The organism is Arthrobacter sp. D1-29 (assembly GCF_054130585.1).
This window is the reverse complement of sequence record NZ_CP096383.1, coordinates 1,058,715-1,085,204: the sequence shown is the minus strand read 5'-3', so window position 1 is coordinate 1,085,204 and position 26,490 is coordinate 1,058,715. Positions and strand designations below refer to the sequence as shown.

Here is a 26,490-nt window from a genome sequence, read left to right as displayed (position 1 = left end):
AAACGCAGTTCGACGCGCCAACTGCTGCAGTTCTTGCTACTTCGGGCCAGCGGCGTTGTCGAGCAGCTGACGGAACTGGGCTTCGGTGTTAAGGGTGAGCTTCTTTCCGTCAAGGAAGAAGGTGGGAGTGCCGGTGACTCCGAGGGCTTTTCCGTCCGCAACGTCCTGGCTGATGCGGTCCTTGGTGGCCTGATCCGCCACTGCGGCATCATACGCGGCCATGTCCAGCCCGAGTTCCTGGGCGAAGGTCCTGAACAGTGCTGCCTGGGGGTCCTGCTTCTCGCCCCACTGTGGCTGGGTCTCGAACAGCTTGGCAGTCATCGCCTCATAGCTGCCCTGCTGGGCGGCAGCCTCCGCGGCCAAGGCTGCGGTGCCGGAGTTCCGGTGGCCAGGGAGGGGGAAGTAGCGGTGGACGAAAGTAATCCGGTCCCCGTATTCCTTTTTCAGTTCCTCTATCAAGGGCTCGGCAGCGCGGCACGATTCGCACTCGAAGTCCAGGAACTCGACAAGCTGGGCCTTCTCTGTGGCCGGTCTCGTGACCCGGTGGCTGTCTTCCCTCATGACGTGGGCGTCAGCCGCCAGGGGTGCGGCAGGAGCGGGCCCATTAGCGGTCCGCACGCCGTACCAGATCACCCCGGCGCCAACGATGGCAACGAGCAGAATCCAGATCGTGATGCGGACCCTGCGGGCAGTAACGGCCGCGCTCATCGATCGGCCGGCCTGGTTCCGAGGTCAACGGTGACAGGCTCAGCCAAGGCCTCTGATCCACACCCTGCACAGCAGGAATCCGCAGACTGTTCGCCTGCCTCCTTTGCCTCTTCCGCTCCTTCCGCTCCTTTAAGAGCGGATGCGGATGAGATGTTCTCAATGGGCGCACAGCAGTCATCATCTTCTGTGTGGCCATTCATGGCGTGCGGGATAGTGCAGCAGGATTGCCCCTTCCATGCTTCGAGCCCTTCCCGGACGGCGATGCCTGCGATCACCAGTGCCGCGCCGGCGTCGGCCCACCACCAATCCAAGGTGCTGTTCAGAACCAGACCGATCAACAGGACTGCGGAAAGGTATGTGCAGAGCAGTGTCTGCTTGGAATCGGCCACTGCCGTGCTGGACCCAAGCTCCCGCCCGGCGCGGCGCTGCGCCCATGACAGGACAGGCATGATCGCCAAGCTCAAAGCCGCGATTACTATGCCCGGCGTTGAATGCTGCGCCGCTCCTGCGCCCATAAGTGACCGGACGGCGTCGACTGTTACGAATGCAGCCAACGCAAAGAAGGAAATGGCGATGATACGCAAGGTCAGGTGCTCGCGACGTTCCGGGTCCTTGGCTGAGAACTGCCACGACAACGCCACAGCCGAAGCCACCTCGACAATCGAGTCCAAGCCGAAGCCGATCAGCGCCGAAGAGTCTGCAACGCCGCCCGCCCACAGAGCTACAACAGCTTCGATGACGTTGTACGTGATGGTTGCGGCCGCGAATAACCTGATCCTCCGGCTCAGCACCGCGCGGCGATCCGGATTTGTTGTGTAAAGCAACGTGGTCATGCCAAGCATGTCCCGTCCGGGGCGCAACATGCAGGATCCACTGCAAGGACGACGCCGATCAGGTCTTTGATGGCGTGGCCCAGCCGGGCATCTGCCAGCTCATACAGACTCCGCCGCCCATCCGGAACCGCAACAACCAGGCCGCAGCCGCGCAGGCACGTCAGATGGTTGGACATACTCTGCCGCGACACCCCAAGAGAATCAGCCAGATCCGAAGGATAGGACGGAGCTTCTGAAAGGGCCAGGAGGATCCGGGCGCGGGTGGGGTCTGACACGGCATAGCCGAACCTGGCCAGCACGGGTGCTTGGGTGAGCGTTTCCATACACGAAAAAGTACAGTTGTTGATGTATTCACGCAACTCTGTATTCACGCTTGCTTCGCCGACCCGTGGTGGGCCGCGGGTAGGCTTGGATTAAGCACCGAAGGCCCCCCAAGGACCATTCTGGGACGGCCTTGCCAAGCCAGTCGCTTCGAAAGGCCCGCCCATGGAAGTATCTTCGTTCGTTTGGACCCTGACAGTTGTGGGCATCATCGGGCTGCTCGCCTTCGACTTCTTCTTTCATGTGCGGAAGGCCCACACACCCTCTTTGCAGGAATCGGCCGTCTGGTCCGGCATCTATGTGGGGATCGCACTGCTTTTCGGCCTGGGAGTGCTGTGGCTCGGCGGCCCCACCCTGGGCACGGAGTATTTCGCGGGCTACATCACGGAGAAGGCCCTGTCGGTGGACAACCTCTTTGTCTTCCTGATCATCATGGCCAGCTTCCGGGTGCCGCGGGCTGACCAGCAAAAGGTGCTGCTGTTCGGCATCGTCTTCTCCCTCATTGCCCGCACCGCTTTCATCCTGCTGGGCGCGGCGCTGATCAACAGCTTCGCCTGGGTGTTCTACATTTTCGGCCTGATTCTGCTGATCACCGCCGGCAACCTGCTGAAGCCTGACGGCCACGACGAAGAGTCCGAGGGCCTGGTGGTCCGGCTCGCCAGGCGCTTCCTGCCGGCGTCGGAGCATTACGACGGCGACAAGCTGTTCACCGTGGAAAACGGCAAACGCGTCCTCACGCCCATGCTCCTGGTGATGGTTGCCATTGGCGGGACCGACATCCTGTTCGCGCTGGACTCCATCCCGGCCATCTTTGGCCTGACCCAGAACGTGTATATCGTCTTCACCGCCACGGTGTTTTCTCTGCTGGGCCTGCGCCAACTGTTCTTCCTGATCGACGGCCTCCTGGACCGCCTCATCTTCCTCTCGTACGGCCTCGCCACCATTCTGGGCTTTATTGGGGTGAAGCTCATCCTGCACGCGCTGCACGAGAACAACCTGCCCTTCATCAACGACGGCGAGCATGTCAACGTGGTGGAGGTGAGCACGGAGGCCTCGCTGATGGTGATCCTTGGCGTCCTGGTTGTCACCATCCTGGCGTCCGTCTTCAGCCCCAAGGGCAAGGCCAAGAACGCCGTATCCGGGGCGAAGCGTCACGCCAACGAATACCTGGACCTCAACTACGAAACGAATATGGCCGAGAGGGACAAGATCTTCGCCAGGATGTGCTGGGAAGAGGACCAGATCCGCAAGCTCCCCGAGAAGTACAAGCGGCTCATCCGCAACGAGACCGAGTTCATGAACCTGCTCCGGAGTGCCCATGCGGCGCATGACAAGGCCCAGGTGAGGGCCGGGCAGAGCTAGCGCGTCATGCCGGCCTGCACGGGCCGGCAGCAGAGGGCACCGGCGGCACAAGCCGGCAGCCGTTATTGTCAGTCCCTCTTGCTAGATTCAAGACAAGGCCAGGGGAAACCCTCCCCCGGCCAGCCGTCAACGGGGAGGCCCCCTTGTTCCTGCTCGATCCTGCCAGCGCGGCTTCTGCAAGCCTCGATCCTGCCAGCGCTGATTCTGGCAGCACTGATCCCGGCACGGGCGGACCTGCGGACCTGGTGTTCTCGGCGAGCGACCTCGTTGCCGCCAGCGAGTGCGAGTACCGCACACTCCGTATCCTGGACGAGAAACTGGGACGTTCTCCCAAGGCCGTATTTCCCGACGACGAAATGCAGCGGCGTGCCGGTGCCCTTGGCGATAAACACGAGGCCAAGGTCCTGGCGGGCCTCATCGACCAGTACGGCGAATGGGACGCCAACCGCGGTTCCGGGGTTTATTCCATCCACCGCGGCGAGAATGTGCGCGCGGACCTCCTGGCCAAGCAGGCGGAAACTGAACTTGCTCTCCGGGCTGGGGCGGACGTCGTCTTCCAGGCCACCTTCTTCGATGGCGAGTTCCTGGGTTACGCGGACTTCATCGTCAATGAGGCCGCAGGAACCGGAAACCCGGGGCGCTACGAAGTCTGGGATACCAAGCTGGCCAGGCACGCCAAGGTGGGCGCGCTCCTCCAGCTTGCGGCATATGGCGACCAACTCATCCGGATGGGGCTTGAACCCTCACCCAAGGTCACCCTGGTGCTGGGCGCGGTGGTGGACGGCGATTACGTCCGCAGCGTGCATTCGCTCACCGACCTCCTGCCTGTCTTCCGCGAGCGCCGCGACCGCTTTCGCACCCTCACCGGCTCGCACCGCTCTGGGGATTCGCCGGTCCAGTGGCTGCAGAAGGACATCACCTGCTGCGGGCGCTGCAACTACTGCGCGGAGCAGGTCCAGTCCCACCGCGACCTCCTGATGGTAGGCGGCATGGGCTCCTCCCGGCGCAAGAAACTCATCGCCGACGGCATCACCACCATCGACCAACTGGCCGACCTTCCTTCCGCCCAGGCCACAGGTTCTGTGGTCCGGTTGCGGGACCAGGCCCGGATGCAGCTCGGCCGCGACACTCCAGACGGCTCGCGGACGTTCGTGAAGGACGGCGAGGAACACTCCGTCACGTTCAAGGTACTTCCGGCGAACGCCCTGGCCTCCATCCCTGCGCCCAGCCCCGGTGACATCTTCTTCGACTTCGAGGGCGATCCGCTCTGGCAGGATCCCGCCACCGGAAAATGGGGGCTGGAGTACCTGTTCGGGGTAATCGAGGCGCCCGATTCCGCCGCTGACCCGTCTGGCTCTGCCGGTGAAACCCGCAAGCTGGTGTTCCGTCCGTTCTGGGCGCACTCCCGCTCCGGGGAACGGCACGCCTTCCTGGACTTCCTGGATTACGTGGAAGAGCGCCGGCGCAGGTACCCGGACATGCACGTCTACCACTACGCCGCCTATGAGAAGTCAGCGCTCCGGAACCTGTCGGTCACCCATCTGGCGGGTGAGGACACCGTGGACAACTGGCTCCGGGAAGGTCTCCTGGTGGACCTGTACGCCACGGTCCGGCATTCGCTGCGCATCTCGGAGCGGTCCTATTCCATCAAGAAACTCGAGCCCCTCTACATGGGGGACCATCTGCGGTCCGGTGACGTCAAGGACGCCGGCGCCTCCGTGGTGGCATACGCCGGCTATTGCGCAGCCAGGGAAGATGGCGACTCCGCCAAGGCAGCCGAGATCCTTGCCTCCATCTCCGACTACAACGAATACGACTGCCTTTCCACCCTGAGGCTCCGCGACTGGCTCCTGGGCCTGCGTTCCTCCCAGAACGGTCACTCCACCGCTCCCGCTGCCGGGCCGGGCACTGCCGCTTCAAACGCGGCAACAGGCACTGCCGGGTCACACGCTGCCCCGTCAAGCACTTCAACAGGCACTGCCGGAAAGCCCGACGGCGGCCCAACGGTGGCGCTGCCGCCTGCCCTTTCCGAGGCGGTATCGATCGCCGAAGCGGAACCAACTCCCGAGGAGATCCGCCTCCGGGACTACCTGGCCTTGCTGCCGGACAACAGGCCCTGGACCCCGGATGAGCAGGCCATCGCCATGGTAGCCGCGGCCACCGGGTATCACCGGCGGGAGCGGAAGCAGTTCTGGTGGGAACACTTCGACCGTACGGAGTCAGAGATCGATCACTGGTCCGATCACCGCAACGTGTTTGTGGTGGATACAGCCGAGGTCCTCAGGGACTGGGCGTTGTCCGGGCCGAAGGTTCGGATGCAGACCCGCACCCTGAAACTGACCGGGACCATGAGTGAAGGTTCGGATTTCAGGCCCGGAAGCACGTGGTGCCGGTTGTACGAGGCCCCCCTTCCTGACGGAATGGACGAATCCCAAGGCAGCCCCACGGCCCGGGGATACACTTTCGGCACCCTGGTCACCGACGTGCAGGACCATCCGGACATTCCTGGCCGGACCATCATCACCATCGAGGAGAAGGAGACGGGCAAGGTCCCCGCGTACCCTCATATCCCGGTTGCCCTGACCGAGGATCGGCCAGTCCCTACCGCCAGCATTGAGGCCGCCCTGGCGGAGCTTGCCGAAGCCGTGGGGGCGTTGGGGCCTGCGTTGCCGGACCATCCGGGCCTGGACATCCTGCGGAAGCTCCCGCCCAGGTTCCGTTCGCTCCCAGGGCCCGCCGCCGTCGGACCGGACAGTGCGGGTGCTGCAGATTACGTCGCAGCCATCACCACCTCGCTGAGGGACCTGGACCACTCATATTTGGCCGTGCAGGGCCCACCGGGCACAGGCAAAACGTATGTCGGCTCGCACGTCATTGCCCGGCTGGTGGATGCCGGCTGGAAGATCGGAGTGGTAGGCCAGTCCCACGCCGTGGTGGAGAACATGCTCTGCACCGCGATCGAAACCGCGGGAGTCAACCCAGCCCGCGTGGCCAAGAAGCTGTCCACGCCGCACGACGTCCTGTGGCACCGCACATCCGACGACGACGTTGCCGCGCTGCTGGACTCTCCGGGCGGCTGCCTGGTGGGCGGCACGGCGTGGACCATGACCGGAAAATGTGTCCCTGCCGGCTCCCTGGATCTGCTGGTGATCGATGAGGCCGGTCAGTTCTCGCTTGCCAATACCCTTGCGGTGGCCAGGTCTGCCAAGCGACTCCTCCTCCTGGGGGATCCGCAGCAGCTTCCACAGGTCACCCAGGGTTCTCACCCGGAGCCGGTGGATGAGTCGGCCCTGGGCTGGCTCGCTGCGGGAAACGCCACGCTGCCCGGGGAGCTGGGGTACTTCCTGGCGGACAGCTGGCGGATGCACCCGGAGCTGTGCCGCTCCGTGTCGCTCCTGAGTTACGACGGCAAACTTGAATATGCTCCGGCCGCATCCTCCCGCAGCCTTGCCGAATTGCCTCCCGGAGTGGAGACCGTCTTCGTGGATCACACCGGAAACACCACGTGCTCCCCTGAAGAGGCAGCCGAGGTTGTCCGGCAGGCGCAGCGGCACATTGGGCTGAAATGGCTTCCCGGCGGAGACCAGCCCGCCCGGCCGCTCAGCCCGGAAGACGTCCTGGTGGTGGCTGCCTACAACGCCCAGGTCCAGCTGATCCGGCATACGTTGGAGCAGGCAGGCCTGGGCGGCGTTCGGGTTGGCACCGTGGACAAGTTCCAGGGACAGCAGGCGCCGGTGGTGCTGGTGTCCATGGCATGCTCGGCCGTGGCTGAAGCTCCGCGCGGGGCTGAGTTCCTGCTGAACAGGAACCGCATTAACGTCGCCATATCCAGGGCCCAGTGGCGCGCCGTGATTGTCCGCTCCCCTGAGCTCACCAACTACATGCCGGCGCGGCCCCGGGCCCTGGAGGAGCTGGGCGCCTTCATCGGCCTCAGCCCACGGTCAGCACCCCGGCCACCCAAGTAAGTCGCGCGAAGTGTCGTTTGGAGCGCTCAGAACGACAGTTAGCGCGACCTACTTGGGCTGTGTCCGCTTATCGGTGAGCCCGGCTCACGAACCCGGGTTTGGGTTGGGTGTCAGCGCGCCCGGAAGTCCCGGAACGTTCCTTCGGCCGCAGAGATGGAGTCCTCCACCCGCTCCACGCGGCCGGGGGTTTTGTCCGACTTCAGCCAGTCCAGGAAGTCCTTGATGCGCTCTTCAGGACCTTCGGCCACCACGTCCACGGATCCGTCGGCAAGGTTCCGCACCAACCCGGTCAGGCCCAGTTCGTCTGCCTTGCCCATGGTCCAATAGCGGAACCCGACGCCCTGCACTATCCCGAAAACGCGCGCGGAGAGCCGGACGCCGTCGGTGGCCGGCACTTCCGGGTTTGCTGGAACACCAGCGTTCATGGCTTCATGACTGCTTCACCAAGGCAGCCTCGACGTTGATTTTCACTTTGTCGCTGACCAGGAATCCTCCGGTTTCCAAGGCCGCATTCCACGTGAGGCCAAACTCCTTGCGGCTGATCTCGGCCTCGGCGGAGAATCCGGCACGGGTGGCACCGAAGGGGTCCACGGCCACCCCGGTGAATTCCACCTCCAGTTCAACCGGCTTGGTGATTCCCCGGATGGTGAGGTCGCCCGTGAGGGTGTAGTCCTCGCCGTCGCCCTCCACGGATGTGGCTCGGAAAGTCATCTCGGGGTGGTTCTCCACGTCGAAGAAGTCCGCGCCACGGACGTGGGCGTCCCGGTTGGCGTCACCAGAATCGAAGCTGGACGTCTTGACGGTGGCATGGAGCGATGATTCTGCCAAGGATTGGCCGATATGGGCCTCTGCACTCGCCTCAGTGAAACGTCCACGCACTTTGCTGATGCCGGCGTGCCGGACCGTAAAACCGATCTCGCTGTGAGACATATCCAGCGTCCAAACGCCCGGGGTAAGGCCTGAGGGAAGAGTCATTTTGCATCTCCTGAATCGGTGGAAACCGGCCACAGCGACCAAATCCACAGTGCTTCAGCAGCAAGCCCAAGTCAAGGATTCAGGCGCGTTGAAGGATTCCGCGCTGTCTGAGATCCGAACGCGGTCAAGGACTCCGGCGCGGCCCATAATTCCCCCCGCGCCGCATGCGCCCCGCCTCCCCCCCGGAACCAACGACAGAACCCCGCGGACAGTAGGGTCCGCGGGGTTCTGCCTCAGGGTCAGTTGACGGTGATGTCCCGTGTGCGGTGGTCGTAGCGGATGGTGACAGTGCCGCCGTCGTGGTGCAGTTCGTGGTTGGGACCGTCGAATGCACCGAACGCGCCATAGTTCTCCTGCCACGAGCGGTTCAGTGCGATCTTGAATGTGTAGTAACCGGCCGGCAGTTCGGCGCTGATCTTCCACAGCTGGTCCAGGACGTCGAGTTCCATCTGGGCTTCGTCGTACTGCGGTGCCCAGTTCTCCGGTGCTCCCAGGAACGTGTTGAAGTCACCGGCCACAGCTACGGCCTCAGGCTGCGGGAACGTCTCGACTGCGGTGGCAACAGCTCCCGCCGAAGCGTCCGCGGTGGGGGTTTCAGCCTTTGCCTTCGGCGAGGCCTTGCGGGAACGGACGGCCTTGACCACGGGCTCCACGGCGTCCTCGATCAGTTTGGCTGCCTTGCCCACAGCTTCGGCCGCCTTCTTCGCTGGCGCCTTGGTGGCGGTTGCCTTGGTGGCGGTTGCTTTAGTGGCCGTTGCCTTGGTAGCGGGGGCCTTCTTGGCCGGAGCCTTCTTCACTGTTTCCGTCTTTGCGGCGGCTTCTGCACGGGCTGCCTTCGGTGAAACAAAATTGGCGGGGGCAGCCGGAACCGGGGTGTCCGCCGGAACGGGCGTGCCGGCGTCGACCGCTGCCGTAAAGGAGTCCACATCCGGGAACGCGACTGTGGCGCGCATGCCGTCCTCGGTGATGATCCAGCCGGCACGGCTCTTGACCAGCCAGCCGGCCTTCACCAGCTTTGCCGTGGCGGAGGTCAGTGTCTTATGACCGCGGGGGATGCCGCCGCTGAGCAATTCTCCCTCATGCGGGCTGAACGGGACGCGGGCTGTGGCTTCAGCCAGTACCTCGCCGGCATTCAGCGCATCGCCGGACCACACGCCTTCGGTCAGGACATCCAGCACGGTCTTGAGACGAAGGTAGGTGTTTTCTGCGATGGACTTGGCCATGATTCCCCTTTTGTATTGCGATTAGACTCTAGGCATTTTGCCAACAGCCTGTTACATCTCGCGACTTGAATTGGTTAACTTTGCGTGTCGTGACCGACTATGAAGCGGATTCGGACCGAAGTGAGGCGGGAGTCTCGGGTAGGGGGCTGTTTGCTCAACCCAGCAGCGCTAATGTGGGTGCCGCCGGACTTTTCCCAGACACGCTTGCGGCACCAGTGTAGCGGCACGCACCATCAGGGCTGATGTTCCTCACTGTCAGGTGACGCAGGCGCAACCAGACCAACGTTCAAGGCCCCTGCACCAACCGCCGTTCTACCCGTACCCTAGCCGCCGTTCAGCTCGTCCAGGAGCTCGGCTTTCCGGTTCTCGGAGGCGAACGACGAATGGATGGAGTTGGCCGCGAGGCGGGCGCGGTCGAATTCGGACAACTCAAACACCGCTGTCAGCTGCGCAAAGTTATCGTCAACGTATCCGCCGAAATAGGCCGGGTCATCGGAGTTGACGGACACGTTCAATCCAGCGGCCAGCATTGCCGGCAGCGGGTGGTCCGCCAGGGTGTCCACCGTCCGGAGCCGAACGTTGGACAAGGGACAGACCGTGAGCGGAATCCGATCATCCACCAGCCGTTCCACCAGCTCCGGATCGTCCATGCACCGGATGCCGTGATCGATCCGCTCCACGCCCAGGATGTCCAGCGAATCAATAATGTACGACGCCGGGCCCTCCTCCCCTGCATGCGCCGTCAATCGCAGGCCTGCTTCCCGCGCCCGGGCAAAAAGCCGTTCGAATTTGGCCGGCGGGTTGCCCACCTCTGCCGAGTCCAGGCCGATGGCCGCGATGGGGGCGTTCATGGCGAGCAGGGCGTCCAGGACTTCCAGCGCCGACTCCTCCGGCAGGTCGCGCAGGAAAGCGGCAATCAGCAGTGTGGAGATGCCGAAGTCCTCAACTGAGGTTGCCAAAGCGGACGCAACACCATTCACACAGGTTTCCAGGGAGACCCCGCGGGCAAGGTGCGCCTGCGGGTCCATCATGATCTCGGCGTGCCGCACTCCCGCTTCCTGGGCACGGGCAAGGTAGGCGCGGGTCATGTCTGCGAAGTCCTGCTCCGTCCGCAGGACAGCCATGTTGGCGTAGTACAGATCCAGGAAGGACTGAAGGTCACTGAATTCATAAAGGCCGCGCAGCTCGTCCAGCCCCGAGTAGGGCAAGGTGATGCCGTTGCGCTCCGCCAGTTCAAAAATCAGTTCGGGCTGAAGGGTCCCTTCGATGTGAAGGTGCAGTTCGGCCAGCGGAAGCAGGCGGGCAAGCGGTTCCGTATCCAGCAAATCAGTCTCTGGAAGCGTCTCAGCGGCGCTGTCCTGGTAATTGTCCATCCGGTCAGGATAATGCCCGGAGCGGCGGAAACGTTCCGCTCCAGCGGATGTTCCTCCAAGGCGGCTTCTTCTGCCAATCCACATCACCCAGGCCAACCTCTGTCAGGGAGAGTATCTCGATTTGATAACGGCAGGGGGATGCCCTAGCGTGAAATGCATGCCCGCGAACGCGGGCCAATGAATGCCCGGCGCCGCCTCCACCAGAACTGCCCGGCCGGCGGACGCCGCAGTTGACCTCTATACGTCAGGGGCGGGCAGTGGCGCGACGACCTCCGGGGACGGACCGAGCGCAGGTGGCCTTCAGGAGCATCACCATCATGAAAACAACTACTTTCCGTACTGCCGCGCGCCGCGGAATCACCGTTACCGCCGTTTCCCTCGCCGGCCTGGCGCTCTCAGCAACCGCCGCTAACGCCACCACCGGCACGTCCACCTGGGACTCGCTGGCGCAGTGTGAGAGTGGTGGAAACTGGGCAACCAACACCGGAAACGGCTACACGGGCGGCCTGCAGTTCAGCCCCACCACGTGGGCCGCCTACGGCGGCACCGGCTCCGCTGCAGATGCCAGCCGTGAGCAGCAGATCGCCGTCGCCGAACAAGTCCAGGCTGCCCAGGGCTGGGAGGCCTGGCCTTCCTGCTCGGCCCAGCTGGGGCTGAGCGGTGGCGCAACAGCAGTTGCGCCCCAGACTGTTCCAGTCCAGAGCGTGCCCGTGACCCAGGTTCCGGCCGCCCAGGCGCCTGTCACCCAGCCTGTGGCGTCAGCTCCCGTCCATGCTGCGCCGGTAGCGCTCAGCGGCGAGACCTACACGCTGGAGGCGGGCGACACGCTGAGCATCGTGGCGGACAAGCTGGGTATCGCCGGCGGCTGGGCAAGCCTTGCGGACGCCAACCAGGACACCATCTCCAACCCGGACCTCGTGTTCGAGGGACAGGTCCTGCAGCTTCCCGCTTAGCCTTCGGGGCGCCGCCGGCGCCTTGAAATAGGCACCGTTAACAACGACGCCGGAGCGTCCCCACTGCGGGGAGCTCCGGCGTCGTATTTAACGTCTTAGCGTGTGCCTGGGCGGCTGCGCGCTTTAGCTGCTTGCGGGCGAAGGCTGCTCCGGGCTTAGGCTGCTGCCTTTTTAGGGCACTGCTGCTTAGGCTGCTGCAGGGATTTCGCGGACGATCCGCACTTTCCAGGAGGTCTCGTCGCTGGTGTCCAGCAGGGCAACAGTGCCGTGTGCGAGGTTGAGGGCCACCCGCTTGACCGCCAGCAACTCCAGGTAGAGGTGTTCGTTCATGCGGCTGGGTGTGTCAATCATGTACTTCACGGCGTCACGGACTTTGCGGTAGTTGGCGCTCTGTTCGCGATGCAGGTGCAATTCCAGGTCCTGGCGCTGGCGGACTTTGGGCTCGTGCCGGTTGAGCCAGGAGACCGCAGCGTGCACTGCCACCACCAGAGTCAGGGAAACCGCGTAGATCCACCAGCCGCTGGAAAGCAGGAACAGTGGCAGGTTTCCGATGGCCACGAGCGCAATCACCACACGCAGGGCAGCAATTCGGCGGAGCGTGACAGCTACGGATGCAATCGCTGCGCGGAAGCCGTGCTGCTCTTTGCGCGCCGCTGCCGGATCAAGCGTAAATTCGTCAAGGACCAGGATGCCATTGGCCTCCGGACTAAGCATCTGCCCGAACTTGGGCGTGAAAATCTGGGTGCTTCCGGGGGTCTTTTGAGGTGTAGTTTTCATGGGAGGGCTTCCAGGACGCGGGACGGGTTCCGGTTATCTTAGTGGTTGCTCCCCCATAGCGTATGCATGGGTCCACTATGTGAACACTCTGGCTGGTCCCCATGTGGCGGTAAGCACTGCAATTGGCACATCCCGTACGGGGCGTCAGACTGAAGAGATGCAAACCTTCCTTCCGCACCCCGATTTTAGGTCGAGCGCGGCCGCGCTCGACCCCGCCAGGCTTGGCAAGCAACGAGTCGAGGCGCTGCAGATCCTCCGGGCGCTGGTGATCCCGGAATACGGCTGGCAGTCCCACCCGGCCGTCCGGATGTGGATGGGGCACGTCCCCGCACTGACCCTGTATGGCCTTGCCATGGTGGACGAGTGGACCGCCCGCGGCCACGCCGACAACACCCGCGCCAACATCACAGAGTTTGCACCCCAGGCAGCGCACCCCGATTACGCAGCCAAGATTCCGATGCCGCATTGGCTAGGCGATCCGGACTTCCACTTGAGCCACCGCTCCAAGCTCCTCCGCAAAGAGCCGAAGTTTTACAAAGACGTCTTTCCTGACGCCGAGGTGGATCTGGACTACATCTGGCCTGAGCCGAAACACGAATTCCTCCCCGAGGACCCCGACGGTGACATCCTGTGGATCCTCCGCGCCCCGCATCGGGAGATTGACCCGGAAACACTGGGAACCGTTGCCCTTCCCCCGGTTCGCCGCGGCGGCACTCCCACTGCCGGTTTGGGCGCCGATCAGGATGACTATTCCCCTGTCTACGTGGACGACGGTTCACGCCGGCCCTCCAAGCAGCCGCGCAAGCTTCCACCCAAGCAGTTGGTGAAGAAGCCAACCCGAAAGCGCAAAGCCCAGGAGGAGGCTTTCGCCACCCTCCCCGGCAAGACAGTGGTAGCGGTGGCCTTCGAGGACGGCAGCAAGTTCGCGGTGGGACAGGTCCTGGGCCGCCCCATCACCCTGGAGGATGGCAGGTTCGGCCGCAACTTCAGCGTCACCGAAGTGATCGACAGGTCCGCATTCGACTACCCGGCCCTTTTGCAGGACCCCCGGGTCTTCTTCCCCGTCCCGGCTCCCTGATCCCGTGACGATCCTGCTGGCCGGATGCGGCGACCTGGGCACTGAAGCGGGCCTGCGTTTTGCCGCGGCGGGGCACCGCGTGGTGGGCTGGCGCCGGTCGCCTGAAAAACTGCCGGCGATCATTGAAGGGGTTGCGGCGGACCTGGGCACACCGGGCCTTCCGCCCGTCCCGGCCGATACCACCGCCGTCGTTATTGCCGTCGCTGCGGACTCCCCCACGGAAACTGCCTACCGGGCTGCGTACGTGGACGGCGTCTCGCACGTCCTGGACGCCCTCGAGCGGGATGCCGTGACGCCCCGCCGGGTTCTTTTTGTCTCCTCCACTGCTGTTTATGGGGACGCCAACGGCGGCTGGGTTGATGAAAGCACGACGGCGGAACCCGGCGGATTTTCCGGCCGCATCATGCGGGAGGCAGAGGAACTGCTGCACCACCGCCTACACGGCACCGAAACAGCCGGTGTTGTCGTGCGGCTCGGAGGCATCTACGGCCCTGGCCGTACGCGGCTGATTGACCAGGTCCGGAAAGGCGCTGCGGTGATTCCCGACGCCCCCCGCTATACCAACCGGATCCACAGGGACGATGCCGCTGCAGCACTGGTACATCTTGCCAGTATGGAAGCCATGCCTGTCCAGGTATATCTCGGCGTGGATAACGAGCCCGCAGAACTGGGCGAGGTGCTGCTTTTCCTGGCTTCCGAACTGGGGTTTCCCGAGCCACCCACCGGTCCGGCGGCCGATGCCCGCAACGGGAACAAGCGCTGCAGCAATGCACTTCTGCGAAGCACCGGCTTTGAGCCCGCTTACCCGTCCTTCCGCGAGGGCTATCGGGAAGTATTGACGGGAACAGGGGTTCGGCACCGATAGTTATCGGCAATTCCTTGTGCTTATGGTGCAACAAACTGTAACGAATGCCACGCTGCCTGCTGCCGGGACCTAGCGTGGCCCCATGCCGCAAAACAGTTACAGCCCCGTGCTGCCTGCCCGCCAAGAGACGCCTGGCGCCCCTGCCCTGGATTCTTTGGACGCCTCCCACCGCGACCTGCGCCGGACTGACCTGCACCGGACTGACCTGCGCCGGACCATGGGGCCCCGCCACCTGATCATGATCGCCATGGGCGGCGTCATCGGTTCCGGCCTTTTCCTGAGTTCCGGATACACCATTGAACAGGCCGGCCCGCTCGGTGCCGTCCTGGCGTACCTGGTTGGCGCCTTCGTTGTTTACCTGGTGATGGCGTGCCTCGGTGAACTCGCCATCGCCTACCCGGTGGCAGGTGCTTTCCACATCTATGCGGCACGATCCATTGGCCCCGCCACCGGCTTTACCACCGCGTGGCTGTACTGGCTTTGCTGGGTGGTGGCCTTGGGCTCGGAGTTCACGGCCTGTGGGCTGCTCATGCAGCGGTGGTTTCCGGGAGTGGACGTCTGGGTCTGGTGCCTGGTCTTCGCCGCTCTGATCTTCAGCCTCAATGCCTTCTCGGCACGGGTCTTCGGAGAGTCTGAATTCTGGCTCTCACTGATCAAGGTGGCAACCATCGTGGCGCTCATCGTGTTCGGCGGCGCCGCCCTGCTGGGTTTCAAGCCCCTGGCAGCTGAGTCCGGCCCTCCCCTGCTCCTGAACAACTTCGTCACGGAGGGTGGGCTCTTTCCCAATGGCTTTGCCGGGGTGCTGATCACCGTGCTGGCTGTCTTCTATGCCTTCTCCGGCTCGGAACTGATCGGCGTAGCAGCCGGCGAAACCAAAAATCCGGAGCACGCCATTCCCAAGGCCCTCCGCGCCACCGTCCTGCGCCTCTTGATCTTCTTTGTTGGTGCCATCACCGTCATCGCCGCCACCGTTCCCTATGGAGAGGTGGGGCTTGATGAAAGCCCGTTCGTCACGGTGTTCAGTTCACTGGGGATCCCGTATGCCGCAGACATCATGAACTTTGTGATCATCACCGCCCTGCTTTCCGCTGGCAACAGTGGCCTGTATTCCTGCGCGCGCATGCTTTTCTCCCTCTCGGATGAAGGCCACGCCCCTAAGGCCTTCCGCCGCCTCACCAAGAAGGGCATCCCGCTCATTGCCCTCAGCATCAGCATGATCGGTGGTGTCGCCTCGCTCCTCTGCAGCGTGGTGGCCGCCGAATCCGTCTACCTGGTGCTGGTCTCCATCGCCGGGTTTGCTGTGGTCGGAGTGTGGATGTCCATCACGGCCTCGCACTTCCTCCATCGCCGGGCTTTCCTCCGAAATGGCGGCGACGTGTCCACACTGGCCTACCGTGCGCCGCTCTATCCCGTAGTTCCCCTGCTGGCCTTTGCGTTGTGCCTGGCGTCCGTGGTTGGGCTCGCCTTTGACCCCAACCAGGTGGCCGCCCTCTACTTCGGTATCCCGTTTGTGGCCGCCTGCTATCTCTACTTCCACTTCCGGCACGGTTCCCGCAAAAGCGGGCGCCGCGCCGCCGTCGAACTTTCCCCTGACGAAAGCGAAATGATCCGATGAGTTCACCGTCTCCCCTGCTTTTTGCCCTCTACGAGCAGGCCAGCGTAGGCTGCGGCGGCGCGCCCAGCCTCTGGACCCACCCGTTGGATGACCGCCTGCAGGTCAATTCCCTGGACCGGTGGCGCAACGTCGCCGTCACTGCTGAAGAAGCAAACCTGGACGCACTCTTTTTTGCCGACGTCCTGGGACTGTATGACGTGTATGGCGGCTCCGCCGATGCTGCCTTGGGCTGGGCGGTGGAGGCCCCGGCCAACGATCCGTTTATGTACGTTCCCGCCTTGGCTGCCCTCACCGAGCGGCTTTCCTTTGTGATCACGGCGTCCACCACCTATGAGCACCCCTTTGCCCTCGCCCGTCGCTTCGGCACTTTGGACCACCTCAGCACAGGGCGGATCGGGTGGAATATCGTCACCTCCTACCTGTCCAGCGCGGCCCGCAACTTCGGCATGGTCGAGATGCTCAAGCACGCAGACCGTTATGCGCGTGCCGATGAGTTCATGGACGTCTTCTACAAGCTGCTGGAAGGCAGCTGGGCGGCCGACGCCGTTGTGGGCAGCAAGGCGGACCGCCTGTACGCCCGCGCCGGTTCCGTCCATCCCATTAATCACGACGGCGAACACTTCCGTGTGGACGGACCGTCGCTGACATCTCCATCACCACAGCGGACGCCCACACTGTTTCAGGCCGGCTGGTCGCCGCGGGGCCGCGAATTCGCGGCTAAGCACGCTGAGGTGATCCTGCTGCCCAAGAAGGATCCGCAGGAGATCGCGGCGGGACTGGCTGACATCAATCAGCGGGCATTAGCTGTTGGACGGCCCGCCGGCGAGGTGCGCTCCATGGCGCTGGCCCGGATCATCACGGCTCCCACTGCCATCGAAGCCCAGGAGAAGTACGACGAGCTGCAGCGCAATTACCACGTGGAGGCGCAGCTGGTCAGCTACGCCGGGGACACCGGAATTGATCTCAGCAAATACGCCGACGACGAGCCGCTCACGACCTCCACCAACGGCCTGACCTCCTACGTGGTCAAGGGAGCTTCGCAGGACAAACCGCTCACTGCCGGCGATGTACGCCGCAAATTCTCCGAGGTCACCCGCGGCACGGACCTTCTGTTCATCGGCACACCGGACGACGTAGCCCGGCAGATCCAGGATCACGCTGCTGTTTCGGGGCTGGACGGCTACATGCTGAATCCGCTGATTAGCCCGGGATCCCTGAACGACTTTGCCGAGCTGGTGGTGCCGCGGCTGGCCGAGCGTGGGCTGTACGACACGGAGCCCAAGTCCGGCACACTACGGTCGCGGCTGCGGTCGGATTCCTCGGACCTGCTGCCGCCGTCAGCATATGGAGCATCGTTCCGGCAGCAGGTGACCGTCTAGGCTGGGGGCTGCTGGCTGTCTAGGATGTCGCTTGCGGACTATTGGGCCGTGACTGCTCGACGAGTAAAGTAAGCGGGTTTCAATTCGGACAGGGGAACATGGACTTTCAGCACATTATTGAGACCGTGGGCAAGTTCATGGATTTTGCCGGCGTTGCCGTGATGGTGATCGGTGCTCTGGTGTCCGTTCCCATGGCCTTCCGGGGTTATCAGCCGCGAAAGCTCCCTGCCGGAGCCGAGAAGCTAACTGTCTACCGCGCCTATCGGCAATTGCTCGGCAGGTCCATTCTGCTGGGACTGGAGCTTCTGGTTGCAGCGGACATCATTCGCACGGTCGCGGTGACGCCCACGTATGAAAGTGTGGGCGTCCTGGCGATCATCGTGCTGATCCGTACGTTCCTGAGCTTCTCCTTGGAACTGGAAATCACTGGCCGCTGGCCTTGGCAGAAAGAGTCATCTGACGGGTCGTCCGAGCCTGCCGGCGCTTCATCCCCAGCCTCTCGCTGAGATTCCCTTCAGCTTTCCACCCGGACGCTATCCACATAGAGGTCTTCCTTGGGCATTACTGTCGTACCCCCTTGGCAGACTTAGGGTATGGACAGCACGGTAGTTGTTGGCGGTGAAAGCAGGCTTGCTTTGGATGCAGCCACGCTTGATGCTGGCTTTGACGGACCTGATTCGACCACCTGCTCTGCTGTAGCTGGTGCCGGAACTAATGCTGGCTCTGGCGCAGGTTCTGATGGCGCTTCTGGCCCCGTTTCCCGCGCTGGCTCTGGTGCAGGGTTTGATGCTCGTTCTAATGCTTCTGGCACAGGATCTGATGATACTTCTGGCGCCGTTTCCCGCGCAGCCGGGGACTCTGGCGCCGTTTTCCGGGCTGGCTCTGGCACAGGTTTTGATGCTGGTTCTGATCCGTTGCGGGATCTGGCGGAGGAATGCCTGGCCGACATGGCGGAGGCTGCCCGTGACGAAGCCCGGGCCGCTGCCCGGAAGGCCAGGGCGGCCGCCACCTACGCGGACACCTGCCGGCGCCTGCTTCCACCGTCGACGTCGCTGCACGAACAGTCCGTGGCGGAGATAGGCATGGTCGCCGAGGTCGCCTGTGCCCGAGCCTGTCAAGTTATTTGTGTAAGTCGGGTGCAGTCTCATCGGTTTAGGTAAGGTCCGAGTCTGTCGGGATAGTTCAGGAGGAGGACGCCAAGGGCTTCGCTCCATCCAGGTGTGAAGGTTCCCTCGATGAGTTTGTTCACCGTCTTGGCACGGTTTTCCCGGGCTCTGCCTTCAAGCTTGGTCCGGGCACTGGTGCGTTTGTCCTCGATGTTGCAGATCGCCAGCCAGAGTAGCTTCACGGCCGCCTGGTCGTTGGGGAAATGCCCGCGGTTCTTGATGATCTTGCGCAGCTGGTAATTCAGCGACTCGATCGCGTTCGTGGTGTAAATAATCCGTCTGACCGGCGGTGGGAACGCCAGGAAGGGGATGAATCTCTCCCAACCGTTGCGCCAGGTTCGTACAGTTGCGGGATACTTCCGTCCCAGATCGGAGGCCTCGAATGCATCGAGTGCCTCCTGCGCGGCGTCGGCCGTCGGGGCGGTGTAAACCGGCCTCAGAGCGGACGCGACCTTCTTCCGGTCCTGGTAGCCGATGAAGCGCATCGAGGCACGGATCAGGTGCACGACACAGGTCTGGACGGTCGCGGCCGGCCAGGTCGCGGCGATCGCCTCAGGGAAGCCGGTGAGCCCGTCGCAACAGACGATCAGAACGTCCTTCACGCCGCGGTTGGCGAGCTCGGCGCAGACCCCTGCCCAGAACTTCGCACCCTCGGTAGCTTCGACCCAGATCCCCAGAACGTGCTTGATCCCGTCCATGTCCACGCCCACGGCAATGTGCGCGGCACGGTTCTGCACTTGGTGCCCGTCACGGACCTTGATGATGATCGCATCCAGATACAGGATCGGATACAGCGGCTCCAGTGGGCGTTTCTGCCACTCCATCACCTCGTCCAGGACCTCATCGGTGATCTTGGAAATCGTCTCGTGGGACAGCTCCGTGCCCAGCGTGGATTCCAGATGGTGGGCGATGTCCCGGACCGTCATCCCGCCGGCGTAAAGGCTGATAATCATGTCATCCAGGCCACCTGTCCGGCGCGCACCCTTCGGGACCAGATGCGGGGTGAATGACCCAGCACGGTCACGAGGCACGGCCAGATCCACGTCCCCCGCGGAGGTCCCGAGCGTCTTCGGATAAGACCCATTGCGGGCGTTAGGCAGGAAACGCCCGATCGGATCGCCCTTGTCATAGCCCAGATGCCCCGACAGCTCGGCCTGGAGCCCGCGTTCCAGCGAGGCCTTGATCAGCTGCTGGATGAAACCGTCCTTGCCGTCGAGTTCCAGCTGTCCGGAATCGATCTGGTTCATCAGCTCATCGAACGCGCCCGAAGCCTTCAACGCCTCCATGCTGCCGGCCGCCGCAGCCCTGCGGGCCAACTCCTCCGGGGACACCTCACGGGGTCTAGTCATAGCCACAATGATTCTCCAATCACCCAGCGACTACAGCCCTCCTACACAAACAATCTGACACCCCCCTGTGCCCTGACCATCAGCGAAGGCGCCGCATCAGCGTTCCTGGTCCAGTCCCGCCAGCTGAACACCGAACTGCCCCGCACCCTCGCGGCCCTGCAGGCCGGGACCCTGTCCTGGCAGCACGCCCGGATCCTCTGCGATGAAACCACCGGCCTGGGCCACGACGGGGCGGCAGCCCTGGAAACACACTTCCTGGACCCCGACGCCGCCAAGGCTTCCCGCGCCTGCCTGGCCGGGGACCTTACACCCTCCCGGTTCCGCGCCAGGGCCCGGACCTGGCGCGAACGCCACCACCCCGTCTCGATTGAAACCCGCCACACCAAGTGCGTCCTGGACCGCCGGGTCGAATACACGCCGGAGCGCGACGGGATGGCCTGGCTCTCCGCCTACCTCCCCGCAGATCAGGCCGCCGGCATCTGGGAACACACCACCACCACAGCCCGGGCACTCCAAGGCCCCACCGAATCCCGCACCCTCACCCAGCTCCGCGCCGACACCCTCGCCACCGCGCTTCTGGGCGGAGGAACCACCAACCCCGGCAAGACCAGTGGCGGAAGCGCCAGCAGGGGAACCAGCAGTTGGCGTAGCGACGGCGGCGGAAGCGCAAACGGCAGGATCAACGGCGAGGGAAGTGGCAGCGGAGGGACCAACGGCGAGGGAAGCGACAACTGCGGGATAAGCGGCGGGGAAAGCGGCAGCGGCGCTCTCCTCGGTGACGGAAGTACCAGCGGCGCAAATAGCCTTGGCAATTGCGGGGGAGAGCGCGCTGCCGGGCAGGTCCGGCCGCCGCGGGCCCAGGTACTGGTCACAGTGCCCGTGTTCTCGCTCCTGGGCCTGACCGACGAACCAGCCACCCTTGATGGCCACGGCCCCATCCCGGCCTCCATGGCCCGGAACCTGGTCGCCAACGGAGCCCACTCCTTCCACCGCGTCCTCACCGACCCCCGCGACGGCGCACCACTGGAAATCGGCCGAACCAGCTACCGCCTCACCACAGCAATGCGCCGCTGGCTCAGACTCCGCGACGCCAAATGCCCCTTCCCCGGCTGCAACAACCACTCCCTCGACAACGAAGCAGACCACCTCCTCGCCTGGGCAGACGGCGGCACCACCGGCATCAGCAACTTCGGCCAACCCTGCCGCAAACACCACCACCTCAAACACAACACCACCTGGCAACCAACCCCAGCCAGCAAAAACGAACCACCAGGCTGGACCTCACCCACCGGCCGACACTACAAAAGCGAACACCAAGACTGGGAACCACCCCAGTGGCCACAGGGTATGGATTCCTCCTAGGCCGTGGACTTGACGGGTTGGACGGGAGAGCGCAGGAGTCTGCCCAGGCCTATGGGATAACGGCTCATCAATAAGCCAAACCCGAATGGAACGCCATGCTGGATGGGCGCACAAGACGCGGCACCGCCACGCCTTCGTCGCCCAGCAGTGCGACTCGTCTCACCCGATACTTTCACCCAGTGCCTTTCGTCGCCCAACCTTCGTTGCCCTACGTTCATTGCCAAACATTGGAACTTCTGGAACACAAGGGGTTGGATGCCTCGAGTCTGGCACGCGCCACCCCACACCGTGGTGCCGTGCCTCGGCGCCAAGTGTCCTGGACAGATGCAACACCATGCGCTGACACTGTGCCTGGGGTACCAAAGCATTAGACGGGTGCCGTTTCGAGCTCGGTTCCGCGGTTGTCTGCGGCTCCGTTAGGCTCGCACCATGACTCAAAACACCGCTGCCAAAGCCACCGAACTCCTCCGTCTGCACCAAGCGGCCGATATTCTCCAGGTCATTAACGTCTGGGATGCCATCACTGCAAAGATCGCCACGGACGTTCCCGGTGCGGCTGCGCTGGCCACCGCGAGCCACTCGATCGCTGCTTCGCAGGGATATCCGGACGGCGAAAAAATCCCGGTGGACCTGATGATCGAGGCCGCGGGGCGTATCGCCGCTTCCACTCCACTGCCTGTCAGCGCAGACCTTGAGGCTGGTTACGGAAATGCTGCTGAAACCGTTCGCAAGGCAATCGGCGTCGGGATCGTTGGCGCAAATATTGAGGACCAGATGCGCCCACTGGACGAGGCAGCGGAGCAGATGGCCGGTGTAGTGAAGGCCGCCCAGACGGAGGGAATCGACTTTGTCCTCAACGCCCGCACCGATGCATTCCTCAGGGGCAAGGAACGCGATCCGCGCGAAGTGCTGGCTGACGCAATCGAACGCGGCCGCGCCTACTTGGATGTGGGTGCAGCCACCGTGTTTGTTCCCGGTCTTTTGGACGAGCCGACGGTCAGCGCCTTGGTTGAAGGCATCGGCTGGAACAAAGTGTCAGTCATTAATGTCCCCGGATCACTCGCCCCTGCCAGGCTCCAGGAACTGGGTATCTGCCGTATCTCCTATGGCCCCTGGACTCAGCGTGTGGCGTTGACTGCCTTTGCAGATGCCGCAGCCAGCCTGCTCGCCGGAGGCGCCTTGCCGGAAGGAACGCGGATCCTGAACTAGGCAGGGAATGGCCACAGGCAGCATCTGTCTGAGGCGCCTGTGGCCAATCCCTACAGGGACACTTTTCTTTGAGCTAGGCGTCCTGCCAGCCTCGGCCTTCCACGAAAGTTGCCACGAGGGTCCCTACACCGGCTTGGAGCGAGTCTGAGGGGTCGAAGTACAGGCTGCCTTCTGTGGCGCGGCTGTGCGTGATGAGTTGTTCGGCCTCGAGCTTGGCTTCGGGAACTGTTGCGCCAACTATGCCGGTGCGTGCGGGCAATTCCGGCGTGTGCACAATCTCGGCGTTAGTCTCGGCGAGTGGAATAGTTGTGCCGGCATTGATCTCGTCGTGCGGGAACTCGAACTCGGCAGCGTCAGAAGGGGCCGGGATGGTGTACTCCAAGAAGTAAGTCATGATCCCAGCCTTACAGAAACGCCCACGTCCGGAAAGCTACCCGCAGATCGACGGGACAATTACCTGTTCCTTGACCAGTCCGCCGCTCCTATACTGACGGCATGATGATGTCGCTGCTGTTCGGCGTCATAGCATCCAGTGCTCTGCTCGTGGGTGCCTTCATTGGTGTTCGATTTGAACTGCCCAAACGGCTCCTCGCCATACTGCTCTCCTTCGCAGCGGGCTCCCTGATCACAGCCCTGGCCTTCGAACTCTTCGAGGATGCCTATGAACAAGGCGGTATCGTCCGGGCCGCGATCGGTCTGATGGTCGGTGCCATCGTATTCACTGTTCTCAGCTCCCTCCTGGACCGTTGGGCCCAGCCGGGGCCGGAGGCCGCTGCCACACCGGCGGACGAATTCCAAGGCAGCGCCAAGCTGGACACGGATGCGGCAGCCACTGAGCTTCCTGCCACCGGAGCATCCACGAGAGGGGCAGCGGGGATGGCGCTTCTGGCCGCTGTCACCCTGGATGGAGTGCCCGAAAACATCGCCCTCGGTGTTGCCCTGGGTGAGGGAACAGGTGGCCTTGCCCTGCTCGCCGCAATTTTCGTATCCAACCTGCCGGAAGCGCTGGTGGGAGCCGCGTCCATGCGCAGCCAGGGCCGCTCGACTGCAAGCATCATTGGGCTATGGGTTGCCTGCGCCGTCCTGCTGGTGGCAGCGGTAGTGATCGGGGCCGGCCCACTTTCCGGCACAGATCCGCAGGCGATCTCACTCCCCCTGGCTTTCGCGGCCGGCGCCGTTATTGCCTCCCTCGCTGACACGCTCATGCCGGAAGCCTACGAACACGGCGGTCCCGCTGTAGCGCTCAGTACCGCCGCAGGCTTCGTCCTGGCGTTTGTGTTGTCCCTCGCCTGATTCGCTCCGTGTTATTCGCTCCGGCGGAACTACTTGCCGAGGCCGGCCTTGCGCAGCGCCTCCGCCATCGCAGTGTTCACGGGCGCCGCTTGGGGCGCAGCGGCCCTGTTGCCGGAGGGCTTGCCCGAGCCGCGGCCTGCTTGCGCATTCTGGTTACGCTGAGTCTTCCCGTCGCCGCCCAAAGGCCTCGCCCCGGCATCCCGGCCCCCGGACTCCCGGTCGAGCGAGGCCGCCCGCCCGCCAGAAGGCCTCGCACCAGCGTCCCGCGCCCCCGGCTCCCGGTCTCCCGAGACATGTCCACCCGAGGCCCGCCCGCCGGAACCCCGGCCGCCAGAAGCTGCCGGGTCGTCGTCGAGCCTTAATGTCAGGGAGATCCGCTTCCGGTCCGGATCCGCCTCCAGCACTTTCACGCGCACCACCTGACCGGACTTGACCACCTCGCGGGGATCCGAGACAAACCGATTGGCAAGGGCAGAGACGTGGACGAGGCCGTCCTGGTGGACACCAACGTCCACAAACGCACCAAAAGCGGCGACGTTGGTGACCGTTCCTTCCAGCACCATGCCGGGCTTCAAATCGGAGATCTTCTCGATCCCTTCCGAGAACGTGGCCGCGGCGAAGGCCGGCCGGGGGTCGCGGCCCGGCTTGTCCAGCTCCGCCAGGATGTCCTGGACTGTGGGCAGGCCGAACATTCCGTCCACAAAGTTGCGGGGGTCAAGTGACGAGGCGGGCGCCGAACCCGCAGCAACCAGGATTTTCCGGGCCACCGAGTAAGCCTCCGGATGCACGCTTGACGCGTCCAGCGGTTCCGCTCCCCCGGTGATCCGAAGAAAGCCGGCGCATTGTTCAAACGCTTTGGCTCCCAGCCGCGGAACCTTCTTCAGTTCGCTTCGTTTGGCGAACGGCCCGTGTTCGTTCCGGTACGCCACGATGTTCTCACTCAGCAGGGGCCCGACGCCGGCAACGCGGCTCAGCAGCGCAGGTGACGCTGTGTTCACATCCACCCCTACGGCGTTGACGCAGTCCTCCACCACAGCGTCCAGGCTGCGGTCCAGCTTCGCTGCCGTCACATCATGCTGATACTGCCCCACTCCGATGGATTTGGGATCGATTTTTACCAGCTCGGCCAGCGGGTCCTGGAGCCGGCGGGCAATCGACACAGCTCCGCGCAGGGACACATCCATGCCGGGCAATTCGGCGGAGGCCAGGGCGGATGCCGAGTAGACAGATGCGCCAGCCTCTGACACCACAAGCTTTTGTGGCTTCCTGTCCGCGTCCGGCAGCAGCTTGATCAGTTCCGCAGCCAGCTTGTCGGTCTCGCGGGACGCCGTGCCGTTCCCGATTGCCACAAGTTCGACGGCGTGCTGCCGCGCCAACCGTACCAGGGTGGCCAGTGCCTCGTCCCACTTCCGCGCCGGAGCGTGTGGGTACACGGTATCGGTGGCCACCACCTTCCCGGTTCCGTCCACCACTGCCACCTTCACCCCGGTACGTAGCCCCGGGTCCAGGCCAAGGGTTGCGCGGTTTCCCGCGGGTGCTGCTAGCAGGACATCGCGCAGATTGGCTGCGAAGACTCGAACGGCCTCGTCCTCCGCGGCGGTAAACATCCGCCCGCGCAGGTCCGCCGTCAGCCGCGCCAGCACCCGCGAGCGCCACGCCAACTGGGCGGTCTGCATCAGCCAGGCATCGGCGGGACGGCCGCGGTCGGCGACCCCAAGGCACTTGGCCACAGCCGATTCGTAGCGGGAGCGCGCGGCGGCCAGGGCGTCGTCGTCGTTCGGGTCCGCTTCGGCGAGGTCGAGCTCCAGGACGCCGTCCTTCTCGCCCCGCAGCAACGCCAGCACGCGGTGTGACGGCATGCCGGCCGGCGCCTGTGCAAAATCGAAGTAGTCCGAGAACTTCTGGCCGTCCGCCTCCTTGCCCTTCTTCACGCGCGACACCATCCGGCCCTGTGTCCAGAGGCGCTCCCGCAGGGTTGCGGCGAGGTCGGGGTCCTGTGCCACACGTTCCACCAGGATGGAGCGGGCCCCGGCCAGCGCGGCAGCGGCGTCCCCGATGGCATGCTCTGGATTCAGATACTTCGCAGCCTCCCGCTCAGGATCAAGGTCCGGCCGTTTCAGCAGCACCTCGGCCAACGGTTCCAGCCCTGCCTCGCGGGCGATCTGCGCCTTGGTGCGCCGCTTGGATTTGAAGGGAAGGTAGATGTCCTCAAGCCGTGATTTGGTGTCCGCGGCAACGATGGCAGCCTGCAGCTCTGGAGTCAGCTGCCCTTGGGCGGCAATGACTTCAAGGACAGTACGACGGCGGTCCTCAAGTTCGCGGAGGTAGCGCAGGCGTTCGTCGAGCTCGCGGAGCTGCGTATCGTCCAGCGTTCCGGTGGCTTCCTTGCGGTACCGGGCGATGAACGGCACGGTGGACCCGCCGTCGAGCAGTTCCACAGCGGCCTTCACCTGCCAGGTTTTGACGCCGAGCTCCGCGGCGATTTGGTGGAAGATGGCGCTGTCCGGCGCTGACGTTGAGGACGTCGTGGAGGGGCCTTGCGGGAGTTGGGTCACCAGAACATTTTGCCCTACCGCGTCTGAGGTCTCCAGCGGCACTGGACCAGCTGTGTCATCGGAGGGTATTCCGCTCCGCGACGTGAAATGCTGTAGTTGTTGAGATGCCGCCACCGGCACCATTCTCGA

Annotated in this window: 22 protein-coding genes; 11 read left to right on the top strand and 11 right to left on the bottom strand. The window is 63.9% G+C overall.

Features of this window, described 5'->3' with window-relative positions:
- Nucleotides 1-36: 36 nt before the first annotated feature.
- From M1E17_RS05090 to M1E17_RS05080, 3 genes are read right to left on the bottom strand one after another with little or no spacing between them, the layout of a single operon-like run.
- Entirely contained in the window at nucleotides 37-708 is a 672-nt protein-coding gene (locus M1E17_RS05090) for a DsbA family protein (protein ID WP_457965878.1), read from the bottom strand.
- On the bottom strand, nucleotides 705-1,541 hold the full coding sequence (locus M1E17_RS05085) for a cation diffusion facilitator family transporter (protein ID WP_457965876.1): 837 nt from the start codon (nucleotides 1,539-1,541) through the stop codon (nucleotides 705-707). The genes M1E17_RS05090 and M1E17_RS05085 overlap by 4 nt, the downstream gene beginning before the upstream one ends.
- Nucleotides 1,538-1,864, bottom strand: a complete 327-nt coding sequence (locus tag M1E17_RS05080; RefSeq protein WP_457965874.1) for an ArsR/SmtB family transcription factor — start codon at nucleotides 1,862-1,864, stop codon at nucleotides 1,538-1,540. Before M1E17_RS05080 ends, M1E17_RS05085 begins: the two co-directional genes overlap by 4 nt.
- A 163-nt stretch (nucleotides 1,865-2,027) precedes the next feature.
- On the opposite strand from M1E17_RS05080, the gene M1E17_RS05075 reads away from it, so the two are divergent.
- Both M1E17_RS05075 and M1E17_RS05070 read left to right on the top strand, forming a co-directional pair.
- On the top strand, nucleotides 2,028-3,224 hold the full coding sequence (locus M1E17_RS05075) for a TerC family protein (RefSeq protein WP_457965873.1): 1,197 nt from the start codon (nucleotides 2,028-2,030) through the stop codon (nucleotides 3,222-3,224).
- A gap of 143 nt (nucleotides 3,225-3,367) precedes the next feature.
- Nucleotides 3,368-7,189 (top strand): TM0106 family RecB-like putative nuclease, encoded by a 3,822-nt coding sequence (locus tag M1E17_RS05070; protein ID WP_457965872.1) that lies wholly within the window; start codon nucleotides 3,368-3,370, stop codon nucleotides 7,187-7,189.
- A 110-nt stretch (nucleotides 7,190-7,299) separates the two neighbouring features.
- Here M1E17_RS05070 and M1E17_RS05065 read toward each other — a convergent pair whose 3' ends face one another.
- From M1E17_RS05065 to M1E17_RS05050, 4 genes are all read right to left on the bottom strand, one after another.
- On the bottom strand, nucleotides 7,300-7,614 hold the full coding sequence (locus tag M1E17_RS05065; protein WP_457965871.1) for an acylphosphatase: 315 nt from the start codon (nucleotides 7,612-7,614) through the stop codon (nucleotides 7,300-7,302).
- 4 nt (nucleotides 7,615-7,618) lie between these two features.
- The gene (locus M1E17_RS05060; RefSeq protein WP_457965870.1) at nucleotides 7,619-8,164 is read right to left on the bottom strand and encodes a YceI family protein; all 546 of its coding nucleotides are present in this window, start codon (nucleotides 8,162-8,164) and stop codon (nucleotides 7,619-7,621) included.
- A gap of 239 nt (nucleotides 8,165-8,403) precedes the next feature.
- Nucleotides 8,404-9,387, bottom strand: a complete 984-nt coding sequence (locus M1E17_RS05055) for a pullulanase X25 domain-containing protein (RefSeq protein WP_457965869.1) — start codon at nucleotides 9,385-9,387, stop codon at nucleotides 8,404-8,406.
- Nucleotides 9,388-9,710: 323 nt separating this feature from the next.
- Nucleotides 9,711-10,760 carry an adenosine deaminase gene (locus M1E17_RS05050; protein ID WP_457965868.1) on the bottom strand — a complete coding sequence of 350 codons (1,050 nt, stop codon included), beginning with the start codon at nucleotides 10,758-10,760 and terminating at the stop codon, nucleotides 9,711-9,713.
- Between the two features lie 317 nt (nucleotides 10,761-11,077).
- Between M1E17_RS05050 and M1E17_RS05045 the strand changes: the two genes are divergently transcribed.
- The gene (locus M1E17_RS05045) at nucleotides 11,078-11,713 is read left to right on the top strand and encodes a transglycosylase family protein (RefSeq protein ID WP_457965866.1); all 636 of its coding nucleotides are present in this window, start codon (nucleotides 11,078-11,080) and stop codon (nucleotides 11,711-11,713) included.
- 186 nt (nucleotides 11,714-11,899) lie between these two features.
- Here M1E17_RS05045 and M1E17_RS05040 read toward each other — a convergent pair whose 3' ends face one another.
- On the bottom strand, nucleotides 11,900-12,490 hold the full coding sequence (locus M1E17_RS05040; protein ID WP_457965865.1) for a hypothetical protein: 591 nt from the start codon (nucleotides 12,488-12,490) through the stop codon (nucleotides 11,900-11,902).
- A 157-nt stretch (nucleotides 12,491-12,647) separates the two neighbouring features.
- Between M1E17_RS05040 and M1E17_RS05035 the strand changes: the two genes are divergently transcribed.
- From M1E17_RS05035 to M1E17_RS05015, 5 genes are all read left to right on the top strand, one after another.
- The gene (locus M1E17_RS05035) at nucleotides 12,648-13,568 is read left to right on the top strand and encodes an MSMEG_6728 family protein (RefSeq protein WP_457965864.1); all 921 of its coding nucleotides are present in this window, start codon (nucleotides 12,648-12,650) and stop codon (nucleotides 13,566-13,568) included.
- A gap of 4 nt (nucleotides 13,569-13,572) precedes the next feature.
- Nucleotides 13,573-14,433 carry an SDR family oxidoreductase gene (locus tag M1E17_RS05030; protein WP_457965862.1) on the top strand — a complete coding sequence of 287 codons (861 nt, stop codon included), beginning with the start codon at nucleotides 13,573-13,575 and terminating at the stop codon, nucleotides 14,431-14,433.
- 82 nt (nucleotides 14,434-14,515) lie between these two features.
- Nucleotides 14,516-16,048: an amino acid permease gene (locus M1E17_RS05025; protein WP_457965861.1), complete on the top strand. Its 1,533-nt coding sequence runs from the start codon at nucleotides 14,516-14,518 to the stop codon at nucleotides 16,046-16,048.
- Entirely contained in the window at nucleotides 16,045-17,427 is a 1,383-nt protein-coding gene (locus M1E17_RS05020; RefSeq protein ID WP_457965860.1) for an NtaA/DmoA family FMN-dependent monooxygenase, read from the top strand. Before M1E17_RS05025 ends, M1E17_RS05020 begins: the two co-directional genes overlap by 4 nt.
- Nucleotides 17,428-17,525: 98 nt before the next feature.
- Nucleotides 17,526-17,933, top strand: coding sequence for a DUF1622 domain-containing protein (locus M1E17_RS05015; protein ID WP_457965859.1), 408 nt, complete (start codon nucleotides 17,526-17,528; stop codon nucleotides 17,931-17,933).
- A 638-nt stretch (nucleotides 17,934-18,571) separates the two neighbouring features.
- On the opposite strand, the gene M1E17_RS05010 is transcribed toward M1E17_RS05015, so the two are convergent.
- On the bottom strand, nucleotides 18,572-19,879 hold the full coding sequence (locus M1E17_RS05010; RefSeq protein ID WP_457965858.1) for an IS256 family transposase: 1,308 nt from the start codon (nucleotides 19,877-19,879) through the stop codon (nucleotides 18,572-18,574).
- Here M1E17_RS05010 and M1E17_RS05005 point away from each other — a divergent pair.
- On the top strand, nucleotides 19,781-21,304 hold the full coding sequence (locus tag M1E17_RS05005) for a DUF222 domain-containing protein (RefSeq protein WP_457967571.1): 1,524 nt from the start codon (nucleotides 19,781-19,783) through the stop codon (nucleotides 21,302-21,304). The genes M1E17_RS05010 and M1E17_RS05005 overlap by 99 nt on opposite strands.
- A gap of 429 nt (nucleotides 21,305-21,733) precedes the next feature.
- Entirely contained in the window at nucleotides 21,734-22,513 is a 780-nt protein-coding gene (locus M1E17_RS05000; protein ID WP_457965857.1) for an isocitrate lyase/PEP mutase family protein, read from the top strand.
- A 73-nt stretch (nucleotides 22,514-22,586) separates the two neighbouring features.
- Here the strand turns inward: M1E17_RS05000 and M1E17_RS04995 are convergent, their stop codons facing one another.
- Nucleotides 22,587-22,907 carry a hypothetical protein gene (locus M1E17_RS04995; protein WP_267277923.1) on the bottom strand — a complete coding sequence of 107 codons (321 nt, stop codon included), beginning with the start codon at nucleotides 22,905-22,907 and terminating at the stop codon, nucleotides 22,587-22,589.
- 101 nt (nucleotides 22,908-23,008) lie between these two features.
- Here M1E17_RS04995 and M1E17_RS04990 point away from each other — a divergent pair, with 101 nt between their 5' ends.
- Complete coding sequence (locus tag M1E17_RS04990; RefSeq protein ID WP_457965855.1) at nucleotides 23,009-23,806, top strand: ZIP family metal transporter; 798 nt, start codon at nucleotides 23,009-23,011, stop codon at nucleotides 23,804-23,806.
- 29 nt (nucleotides 23,807-23,835) lie between these two features.
- Here M1E17_RS04990 and M1E17_RS04985 read toward each other — a convergent pair whose 3' ends face one another.
- Nucleotides 23,836-26,361, bottom strand: a complete 2,526-nt coding sequence (locus tag M1E17_RS04985; protein ID WP_457965854.1) for a Tex-like N-terminal domain-containing protein — start codon at nucleotides 26,359-26,361, stop codon at nucleotides 23,836-23,838.
- Nucleotides 26,362-26,490 lie beyond the last annotated feature (129 nt).